An 8,552-nucleotide genomic window follows, 5' to 3' on the forward strand; every position below is an offset into this window, starting at 1 on the left:
TGGTTGACCAGGGTTACGCCAATAAACCCGGTGCCGCCGGTAACCAGCACACGTTGGGCAGGGGTGCCGGCAAAGGGATTTGGTGCTTGCACTTATTTAGTCTCCAACGCGTTGCGCCCAACCCGACGGTCATGGCGATACAGCCAGCCTAGTGGAAGTAATAAGGCGATCACAGCCACGCTGTCGACCCACACGTGTGACCAGATACCGGCCCGTAGCGAAATATAAATATCCTGCGGCGCCCAGAGCACAATCCCGGCGATTAACCAAGCCCAGGCCACGCTGAGTTGGTAGCGCGAGCCGATGTAGATCAGCGCGGCCATATACAGCGCATAGCTCTGCACGGTGGCGCCGAACAGGGCGAACCACCACACCTGCAAGGCGTGCGCGGCGGCGGGAATATCAGTGCCCCAGAAGGCCTGTTCGATAGTTTGGTGGTACTCGCTAAATAGCGCCGAATCGCCCCACCAGGAAAGCAGTACGCCGCCGAGCAAATGGGCGACAGCGGCGGCATAAAGCCAGCGGATCAGCCATGGTCGAAGTTCGGCGTTTGGCATAAAACCTTACCTATGTCGTTGCCCATCGTGGTCGCCATGGTGCGCACAGCACAACCCGCATGCAAACACTTACTCCGGTGCGCACCCGCTTTAGTAGCTGTAGCGCTCAATCACGCTTTTTATCCGCTGTAATGCCTGCGGCAGCTCATCCAGCGCTAATGACCCCAAGGCCAGGCGCAGCGCGTGGGGCACCTGTGCCGAGGTGCAGAAGGGTTCGGCGGTGGACACCGAAATGCCGTCTTGCAGCAGCGCCATGGCGACTTGGTCGGCGCGCACGTCTTCGCCCAGTGGCAGCCAGATGAAATAGGACGATGGGTGGCCTACCAGTGGCAGGCCGTCGAGAACCTGGCGAGCAATCGCTTGGCGCTGAGCGGCATCGCGGCGTTTTTCGGCCTCCAGTTGGGCGACGCTGCCGTCTTCCAGCCAGCGGCAGGCGATGGCGGTCATCACGCTGGGTGTATTCCAGGTGGTCGCGCGGATGCTCCGTTCCAGCGCGGCTACCCAGGCCTCAGGGGCGGCGACAAAGCCCACCCGTAAGCCTGTGGCAATGCTTTTGGAAAAGCCGGAGATATACACCGTGCGTTCAGGCGCCAGGGTGGCAATGGGTAGCGGCGGGTTGTCGGCGAGAAAGGCATAGGCGGCGTCTTCGATAATCAGCAGGTCGTGCGCGCGGGCAATCGCCACCAACTGCTTGCGGGTGGCTAAATCCAGCACCCAGCCAAGCGGGTTATGCAGGGTTGGCATGCAGTACAGCGCGCGCACGCGGCGGGTTTTGCACAGCTGTTGCAGGGCGTTGAGGTCGGGGCCGTTGCCGGTTGCGGGAATCGCGGCCAGTTCCAGGCGATAGGTGTCGGCCAACACTTTAAAGCCCGAGTAGGTCAGCGCGTCGACGGCAATCACATCGCCTGGGCGCAGCAGGGCCATCACCGTGATCGCCAACCCATGCTGGGCGCCGCTTACCAACAACACATTTTCCGCGCGGGTGCGCACGCCACGTTCGGCCAGGTGGGCGGCCACGGCCTGCTGTTCATGCAGGCGGCCGGCGTGGGGTTGGTAGCGCAGCAGGGCTTCCATGTCACCGGCCATGGCCAGTTCGCGCAGGGCCTTGCGCAGCAGGTTGGCTTGGCCAGGGAGAGTGGGGTAGTTGAAGTTAAGGTCGAGCATGTCCGGGCTGGCGGGGCGTTGGTCGATGCCCAGACCTGGCGGCAGTGCCGTTTCCCGAACAAAGGTGCCGCGCCCGGTTTCGCCGCTGACCAAGCCCATTCGTTCCAGCTCAGCATAAATTCGGCTGGCGGTTGCCAGGGCGATGCCGTGCTCCACCGCCAATTGCCGATGAGTGGGCAGGCGGGTGCCGGGGGTTAGTTGGCCGCTGCTGATTTCGGCGGCCAGACGGTCTACCACGAGTTTGTAGCGGGCGCGGGGCATGGCGAAATGTATCCATGACAATATTTTGATTGTGCTGAATATGGGTGAATAAGATGCCGCGTCGCAACCCTCACGCATAAGGAAGCAGCGCCATGCATATCGCCATTCTCACCTTTGACGGCTTTAACGAACTCGACAGCCTGGTGCCCTTCGGGATTTTGCAGCGGGTGAAAATTCCTGGTTGGACGGTGTCCATCGCCAGCCCGACCAAGCAGGTTCGCTCAATGAATGGGCTACTGCTGGAGGCGCAAATTTCGTTGCCAGAAGCCTGCGGTGCTGATGCCGTATTTGTGGGCAGCGGCATGGCTACCCGCGAGGTCGTGCAAAACCCGACGCTCATGGCGCAACTCAAATTGGACCCGGCGCGGCAACTAATCGGCGCGCAATGCTCGGGCGCGCTGATTTTGGCCAAGCTGGGGTTGCTTGACGGCGGAGTGGCCTGCACTGACCTGACCACCAAGCCCTGGGTGGTGGAGGCGGGTGTCGAGGTGCTGAACCAACCCTTCTTTGCCAATGGCAATGTGGCGACGGCGGGCGGTTGCCTGGCTTCGCAGTACCTGGCGGCTTGGATGATCGCCCGGTTGGTTGGCTTGGATGAGGCAAAGAGCGCCGTGCATTACGTGGCGCCGGTGGGGGAAAAGGATGAATACGTTATGCGGGCCTTGAGCAATATTTCGCCGTACTTATGAGCCACGCTTCTGAGAAAACAGGATGGCAAAGTGTACTTAATTAAGTACACTTACGCCTAAAGCCAAGCACAAGGAGTGCTGCAGTGGGCATCAATGGAGTGAAGCTGACGGTTCGCTTTTACCGGACGGCGACCGGCACCGAGCCTGTACTCGACTGGTTGCGTGAGCAAAGCCTGGAAATACGCAAAGCGGTCGGCACGGATATCAAAACCGTGCAAATCGGTTGGCCGCTCGGCATGCCGCTGGTGCGCAAAATGGCTGCTGATCTCTGGGAAATTCGCAGCCGGTTTCCTGCTGGAATTGCCCGAGTGCTTTTTACCGTGGTTCACACTGAGATGGTTCTGCTTCACGGCTTTATCAAAAAGTCCGAGGCCACCCCGGCATCCGATCTGGCCTTGGCCAGAAAACGCCATTCCATTCTTCGAGGTGATAGCTGATGAGCAAACATTTAGGCACTGACTTCGATGCGTTCCTGGCCGAAGAGCACTTGCTTGAGGAGGTAACAGCTGCGGCTCTGAAGCGTGTGGTGGCGTGGCAGATCAGCGAGTTGATGAAAGCACAGCACGTAAGCAAATCTGCGCTGGCGCAGCGTATGCAAACCAGTAGGACCGTGGTGGGGCGGGTGCTTGATAGTGATGATGCCGGCCTGACCCTGGCCACGCTGGCCAATGCTGCGAGAGCCTTGGGGCAGCGAGTAGAAATACGTTTTGTGCCGGAGGGCGGGTCTAGTTCTTAGGCGCAAGGGCGGTTAACAGCAACCGCCTTAGCCCGCGTTGCTGTTGTCGCTGGCGCGGGCGGTGCGGAATTGCAGCACTTCGATTTCGATCTCGATAGCGTGGGCAATCAGCATGACATCGTCTTCGGAAAGCGTTGCGCCACAGGGAATGCAGGTGATCACCACCAGGTTTTCGCCGGTTTGCGGGTCATAGACCCTGGCCGTCATGGAGGTCGGCGAGCTCAACACACCTTCGAAGCCCAGCGGCGCGAAGTGGTTTTGCAGCCTTGCACAGGCAGCCGGGAAGATCATTCTGGCCATACTGGCCCTCTAGGAAATGGTGCGCGGTGGCAAGGATAATTCAACGGCGCTAAATGTGACAGGGTACTCATTTTGCCGCTGCGCTGACCGTCTGCTTTTCCAGCTTAGTCGAGGTCCGCAGTCTGCGCGTCGAGGCGCCTTCGGTAGTGCTGTGGCGCTTCACCAAGCTGCTGACGAAACACCCGGCTAAATGAGCTTAGCGTTGGATAACCCACCGCCAACGCAACTTCGGCTACGGAGATGGCGCTTTGTTGCAACAATTTTTGCGCGCGCTCCAAGCGCAGTTGGGTAAGCCAGGCAGCTGGAGCCATACCGGTTGCAGTGGCAAACGCACGGACGAAGTTGGCCCGTGACATCGTGGCGATGGCGGCCATTTGCTCAACACTCCAGCCCTGACTCAAATCATTCAGCAATGCTAACGCCACCTTGGCTAGACGCTTGTTGCGCAGCAAGGCGAACACGCCCGTGAGCCCTTGTTCCTGCTCGCAGAAATGGCGCACTACCAAGGTAAAGAGAATTGCTGAAAGGCCATCGACTACCGATTGGTTCGCCAACTGTTCACCTTCGGCCTCAAGGCGCATCAGCGTAATGATGGCGTCGAGTCGCTCACGGCTTGCGGTGGTCGCCGCGTTGATCACCAGCACCTCTGGCAATGCCGCCAATAGTGTGGCGCGGGGCGTGTAGTGGATGCGACCGCACAGCATCGTTAAGCCGCCCATGCCTTGCCCCTGACGCAACTGTGTGATGCGCCCAGGTTGCTGGATTTTGCTTAACGCGCTGCGCCGCACCAGGCTCCGTTCGCCGGCGGCGAGAACGTGCACGCTGCTGCGCGGCAGCAGTACAACATCGCCAGCCAGCAGCCGTTGTGGCTGCTGGCCCGGTAGTTCCAGGCGGCATTCACCGTCAAGTATCAGGTGATAGCTCGCCTGGCCGCTGGGTAACGGCGGATGGTGCAGCGCCCACTCGCCCTCAAGCTGGCAGTGCAGGTCGAGAACCCCGCGCAGGTTGGCCAGGGCGATCAGGTGGTCAAAGGCGTGCATACGAGACGATTCGACAAGTAAATGAGCGGTGGGGAAAAACCGGCGAGATCGGCACCGAGCAGACTGTTCCTGTCGGCCACTACCTGGCCTTTGGCAACATAGGAGAATCGATCATGCTCTTCAACTGGTCCGAATACGTCCCCGCAGTGAAGAAAGCGTTTGGCAAACTGGGCAAGACGCATCCCAAAATGCTTCAGGCCTATGGCGCGCTCAGCGAGGCCGCCAGCGAAGGTGATGCGCTGGATGAGAAAACCCGTGAGTTGATTGCCATTGCCGTGGCGATCACCACCCGCTGTGACGGCTGTATCGGCGTGCATGTGCAAGCGGCGCGTAAGGCCGGTGCCACTGAGGCTGAGTTGGCCCAGACCCTGGCCACGGCTATCTCGCTCAACGCCGGTGCGGCTTATGTCTACTCGCTGCGGGCGTTGGAGGCGTTCGAGCAATTGGGTAGCTGATACGCGCTAGTCTGCTGCGTAGTGCTTTGCGCAACGACCTTGGCTAGCTATATTCCTTAGGGCAAGGCGGCCTTGCTGCCGCCTGACCTTCTGCACGCTGCCAGTCACCTTATACTCCGCAGCTCTGGCCGGTGCGGCGCTATCGGAGCCTTATCAACATGGTCTTCACCCACACAGGTCGACGCTGATGGATGGCAAACGCCTTCAGCAGTTCTGGAATTCGTCAGACCTGGCCCTGATCCACCACCGCCGCGAGCGTCGCGTGCGGGTGCTAGCCAGCTTTTTGATGTGGGTGCTGGGTGGCATTTGGGCGGTGTACTTTTCCCTGCAGGGCAATTGGATAGTTGTTGCCGTCGACTTGGTGCTGATGGGCACTGGCGTGGCCGTATTTGTCCTCAGTTGGCTGCACCACGACCGCAGTGCGCGGTTGTTACTGTTTGGTGTGTTGCTGCTGGTGATCGGCGGTATCTCAGCCGTGTTGGACGTACCTAACGCCACGATTCCGCGCTCCACCCATTTGTACCTGCTGCCGTTGGGCGTAGCGGCCATGATGGCTTTTCGTGACGAGCCCAGATGGCTGCGTTACAGCGTGATTATTGTCTGCCTACTGAGTTTCGTCGGCCTGGCCGGTAGCTACTGGACGCCACTGCCCGGCTTTAACCTGCCCGACGCCACTCGGCGGCCAGGCACCTGGGTCAATGCGTTTGCCGCGATCTTTTGCCTGTTTGCCATGCTGCATGTGCTGCAAACCGACGCGGTGCAACGCTCTGCCTGGGAGGAGGAGTTACTCGAGGCCTTGTCGTCGGGGCAGTTCCAGGTGCATTACCAGCCCCAGTTGGATAGCCACGGCCATGTGATTGGCGCCGAAGCCTTGCTGCGCTGGTATCACCCCAAGCGCGGCCCGATTCCGCCAGGCAAATTTATTCCCCATGCCGAGGAAACCGGCCTGATCATTCCGATTGGCAAATGGGTGCTGGAAACCGCCTGTGCGCAATTGCGCCTGTGGATGGATGATCCGGTCCTCAGCCAGTTGTGCTTGGCGGTGAATATCAGCCAGAAACAATTCAACCAAGGCCGCTTTGAACACGATGTTCTGGCGATGATCAAACGCCATCAGATCGACCCCAGCCGCCTGCAGTTGGAAATCACCGAAACCATGGTGGTCAAGGATATGGAAGAGTTGTCGCGCAAGATGGCCAGTTTGGTCAGCCTGGGCGTTACCTTCGCCCTGGACGACTTCGGTACCGGCTACTCATCCCTTAGCCACCTTAAACGCCTGCCGTTGAACAAGCTGAAGATCGACCAATCCTTTGTGTTTGATGTGCTCACCGACAGCAACAGTGAAGCCATTGTGCGTACGGTGATCGGCTTGGGTAACAACATGGGATTGACGGTTATTGCCGAAGGGGTGGAAACCGCTGCCCAGCATCAGTTTCTGCTCGATAGCGGCTGCCAGCAATTCCAGGGCTACCTGTTCAGCAAGGCGTTGCCCCCAGCGGCATTTACTGAGTTCACCTTGACCCGCGCCGCCATTACTTGAGTAGCGGCACGTTTGCTGCCCGTTGGTACGGGCCGTATTCCACCGGCACCCAGGCAAAGCCTTTGCCTTCAACGCGAATATGGCCGATGGCGGGGAAGGGCAGATGGGCTGCGGCTACCCAGATATTGTCGTGGGCTGCTTGGGCAAACAGTTTTTCCCGCGCGGCGATGGCTTTGCGGCTGTCGTTATCAAAGCCGATGCTCACTTGTGGATGAGCAAATTGCACGGCGAAGCTGTGGATGATGTCGCCCATAAACAAAATGCTTTGCCCGTTCGAGCTGAACTGGTAACCGGTGCTGCCGGGTGTATGCCCGGCCAGGTTGACGGTGCTGACGCCTGGGATCGGTGCCTGCCCAACGCCAAACGTTTTCAGCCTGCCGCTGGCTACGTAAGGTGCGGTGGAGTTCTGCGCAATCTGAAAATAACCCTGGGCTTCCTTGGGGGGCTTTGCCAGGTTTTCTTTGCTTAGCCAGAAGTCGGCTTCGGCCTGCGCGGCGTATACCACGGCATTGGCAAACACTGGCGCGCCCTTGGCGTCCACCAGGCCACAGACGTGGTCCAGGTGCATATGGGTGAGCAGTACGGTATCCACTTGCTCCGGGCTGTAACCGGCGGCACGAATGGCATCCGCTAGGCCGCCAGCGGTAGGGCCGATGCACGTGCCGGCGCCAGTGTCGACCAGCACCAGATTTTTGACCGTGTTGATCAAGAAGGCATTGAAGGCGGTTTGCACACCCGCTGAGGTGATGTTCTTGCGCGCCAGCAGAGCGCGGATTTCCTTTTGCGACAGGCCTTTGAGCAGCGTTGGCCCCAGGTCGTTGTAGCCGTCGAACAGCGCTGTCACTTCATAGTCGCCCACCGCCAGGCGCTGATAACCCGGTGCTTGGGTTTTCACTTGAGCCGGCACGTCTGCCTGGGCAGCGAAGGGCGCCATACCGGCACTGACTGCCAGCAGAGAGCTAAAGAGTAGGGCGGTGAAAGGAGGCGTGCGCATAGAGGTTCTTTGCTCGGTCGTGATGAGAACTGCTGATAGTGGTGTTACCGTCGGGGCGCTGATTGCACATCTGTGCTCAGTGCCCCTCAGCAGACGGTGGCCAATTCAAGCAACCACCTGTGCTGCCGATAGCGTTTTGTGCCGGTCATTCGGCGCTCTCTCTACCCCAAAAAAAGCCCATACGAAGGCGGTTGTTCATGAGCTCACTGCATACCATCAAAGCCCGCTACACGCTGACATTCGTGATTTTTATCCTGTTATTGGTGGTTAGTACGGTGGTGGGTATCCGCCAGTTCGTGACGCCTATGCTGGTGGATGCCGGCAAACAGATCACGTTGGCCGAGGTGGGTGAAATCGGCTCGCGCATCAAGCGCGAACTGGCCCAAGTGCAGGCGCAGTCGCGCAGCATCACGCAAACCATTCCCTTGCTCGACAGCGACAGCATCGACCGTCTACTCCCAGGCCTCGTTGACCAATACGGCGATGCCAAAGTGTTTGGCGGCGGCATCTGGCCGCTGCCGGACAAGCGCACCCCAGGCCGCGCCAAGCACAGCACGTTCTACCACCGCGATGCCTCGGGCAAGCTGACCCTCAATGAGCACTGGAACTCCCCGGAGTCGCTCAACTACTTTGAACAACCCTGGCACCGTGGCGGTATGCAGGCGCCGCGCGGGCAATGCGTGTGGGCCAACGCCTATAAAGACGACGCCAGCGCCGAGCCGCGCACCAACTGCGCCATGGCCATCGTTAAAGACGGCCAGCCGTATGGTGTGTCGACCATCGACCTGACGTTGGGCTTTTTTAACGACCTAGTGG

General features: G+C 59.6%; 10 protein-coding genes and 1 pseudogene. 6 read left to right on the top strand and 5 right to left on the bottom strand.

The annotated features are described in order from the left end of the window. Nucleotides 1-92: 92 nt before the first annotated feature. Together AAAB16_RS21605 and AAAB16_RS21610 are read right to left on the bottom strand one after the other, a co-directional pair. The gene (locus tag AAAB16_RS21605; protein ID WP_340665186.1) at nucleotides 93-557 is read right to left on the bottom strand and encodes a cell division protein; all 465 of its coding nucleotides are present in this window, start codon (nucleotides 555-557) and stop codon (nucleotides 93-95) included. A gap of 90 nt (nucleotides 558-647) precedes the next feature. Next, complete coding sequence (locus AAAB16_RS21610) at nucleotides 648-1,982, bottom strand: PLP-dependent aminotransferase family protein (protein ID WP_340665187.1); 1,335 nt, start codon at nucleotides 1,980-1,982, stop codon at nucleotides 648-650. 92 nt (nucleotides 1,983-2,074) lie between these two features. Here AAAB16_RS21610 and AAAB16_RS21615 point away from each other — a divergent pair, with 92 nt between their 5' ends. The 3 genes from AAAB16_RS21615 to AAAB16_RS21625 all read left to right on the top strand — a co-directional run bounded on the left by AAAB16_RS21615 (nucleotide 2,075) and on the right by AAAB16_RS21625 (nucleotide 3,407). After that, nucleotides 2,075-2,671 carry a DJ-1/PfpI family protein gene (locus tag AAAB16_RS21615; protein ID WP_340665188.1) on the top strand — a complete coding sequence of 199 codons (597 nt, stop codon included), beginning with the start codon at nucleotides 2,075-2,077 and terminating at the stop codon, nucleotides 2,669-2,671. An 83-nt stretch (nucleotides 2,672-2,754) separates the two neighbouring features. After that, a complete protein-coding gene (locus AAAB16_RS21620; RefSeq protein ID WP_340665189.1) occupies nucleotides 2,755-3,108 on the top strand; it encodes a type II toxin-antitoxin system RelE/ParE family toxin in 354 nt (117 codons plus the stop codon). Further along, entirely contained in the window at nucleotides 3,108-3,407 is a 300-nt protein-coding gene (locus AAAB16_RS21625; RefSeq protein WP_340665190.1) for a helix-turn-helix transcriptional regulator, read from the top strand. The genes AAAB16_RS21620 and AAAB16_RS21625 overlap by 1 nt, the downstream gene beginning before the upstream one ends. A gap of 27 nt (nucleotides 3,408-3,434) precedes the next feature. Here AAAB16_RS21625 and AAAB16_RS21630 read toward each other — a convergent pair whose 3' ends face one another. Together AAAB16_RS21630 and AAAB16_RS21635 are read right to left on the bottom strand one after the other, a co-directional pair. After that, nucleotides 3,435-3,707: a DUF1652 domain-containing protein gene (locus tag AAAB16_RS21630; RefSeq protein WP_340665191.1), complete on the bottom strand. Its 273-nt coding sequence runs from the start codon at nucleotides 3,705-3,707 to the stop codon at nucleotides 3,435-3,437. A gap of 104 nt (nucleotides 3,708-3,811) precedes the next feature. After that, complete coding sequence (locus AAAB16_RS21635) at nucleotides 3,812-4,747, bottom strand: AraC family transcriptional regulator (RefSeq protein WP_340665192.1); 936 nt, start codon at nucleotides 4,745-4,747, stop codon at nucleotides 3,812-3,814. 113 nt (nucleotides 4,748-4,860) lie between these two features. Here AAAB16_RS21635 and AAAB16_RS21640 point away from each other — a divergent pair, with 113 nt between their 5' ends. Both AAAB16_RS21640 and AAAB16_RS21645 read left to right on the top strand, forming a co-directional pair. Further along, nucleotides 4,861-5,202 carry a carboxymuconolactone decarboxylase family protein gene (locus AAAB16_RS21640; protein WP_340665193.1) on the top strand — a complete coding sequence of 114 codons (342 nt, stop codon included), beginning with the start codon at nucleotides 4,861-4,863 and terminating at the stop codon, nucleotides 5,200-5,202. A 187-nt stretch (nucleotides 5,203-5,389) separates the two neighbouring features. Continuing rightward, the gene (locus tag AAAB16_RS21645; RefSeq protein ID WP_340665194.1) at nucleotides 5,390-6,742 is read left to right on the top strand and encodes an EAL domain-containing protein; all 1,353 of its coding nucleotides are present in this window, start codon (nucleotides 5,390-5,392) and stop codon (nucleotides 6,740-6,742) included. On the opposite strand, the gene AAAB16_RS21650 is transcribed toward AAAB16_RS21645, so the two are convergent. Continuing rightward, nucleotides 6,735-7,676 carry an MBL fold metallo-hydrolase gene (locus AAAB16_RS21650; protein WP_340665195.1) on the bottom strand — a complete coding sequence of 314 codons (942 nt, stop codon included), beginning with the start codon at nucleotides 7,674-7,676 and terminating at the stop codon, nucleotides 6,735-6,737. The genes AAAB16_RS21645 and AAAB16_RS21650 overlap by 8 nt on opposite strands. A gap of 257 nt (nucleotides 7,677-7,933) precedes the next feature. On the opposite strand from AAAB16_RS21650, the pseudogene AAAB16_RS21655 reads away from it, so the two are divergent. After that, nucleotides 7,934-8,552 (top strand): annotated as a pseudogene (locus tag AAAB16_RS21655) (methyl-accepting chemotaxis protein); the annotation flags it as partial.

This window comes from Pseudomonas sp., from assembly GCF_037994325.1.
Lineage (GTDB): Bacteria > Pseudomonadota > Gammaproteobacteria > Pseudomonadales > Pseudomonadaceae > Aquipseudomonas.

Coding starts and splice junctions, on each gene's coding strand:
- AAAB16_RS21625 (WP_340665190.1), top strand. CDS start 3,108: ATGAGCAAACATTTAGGCACTGACTTCGATGCGTTCCTGGCCGAAGAG.
- AAAB16_RS21610 (WP_340665187.1), bottom strand. CDS start 1,982: ATGCCCCGCGCCCGCTACAAACTCGTGGTAGACCGTCTGGCCGCCGAA.
- AAAB16_RS21630 (WP_340665191.1), bottom strand. CDS start 3,707: ATGGCCAGAATGATCTTCCCGGCTGCCTGTGCAAGGCTGCAAAACCAC.
- AAAB16_RS21645 (WP_340665194.1), top strand. CDS start 5,390: ATGGATGGCAAACGCCTTCAGCAGTTCTGGAATTCGTCAGACCTGGCC.
- AAAB16_RS21650 (WP_340665195.1), bottom strand. CDS start 7,676: ATGGCGCCCTTCGCTGCCCAGGCAGACGTGCCGGCTCAAGTGAAAACC.
- AAAB16_RS21615 (WP_340665188.1), top strand. CDS start 2,075: ATGCATATCGCCATTCTCACCTTTGACGGCTTTAACGAACTCGACAGC.
- AAAB16_RS21605 (WP_340665186.1), bottom strand. CDS start 557: ATGCCAAACGCCGAACTTCGACCATGGCTGATCCGCTGGCTTTATGCC.
- AAAB16_RS21640 (WP_340665193.1), top strand. CDS start 4,861: ATGCTCTTCAACTGGTCCGAATACGTCCCCGCAGTGAAGAAAGCGTTT.
- AAAB16_RS21635 (WP_340665192.1), bottom strand. CDS start 4,747: ATGCACGCCTTTGACCACCTGATCGCCCTGGCCAACCTGCGCGGGGTT.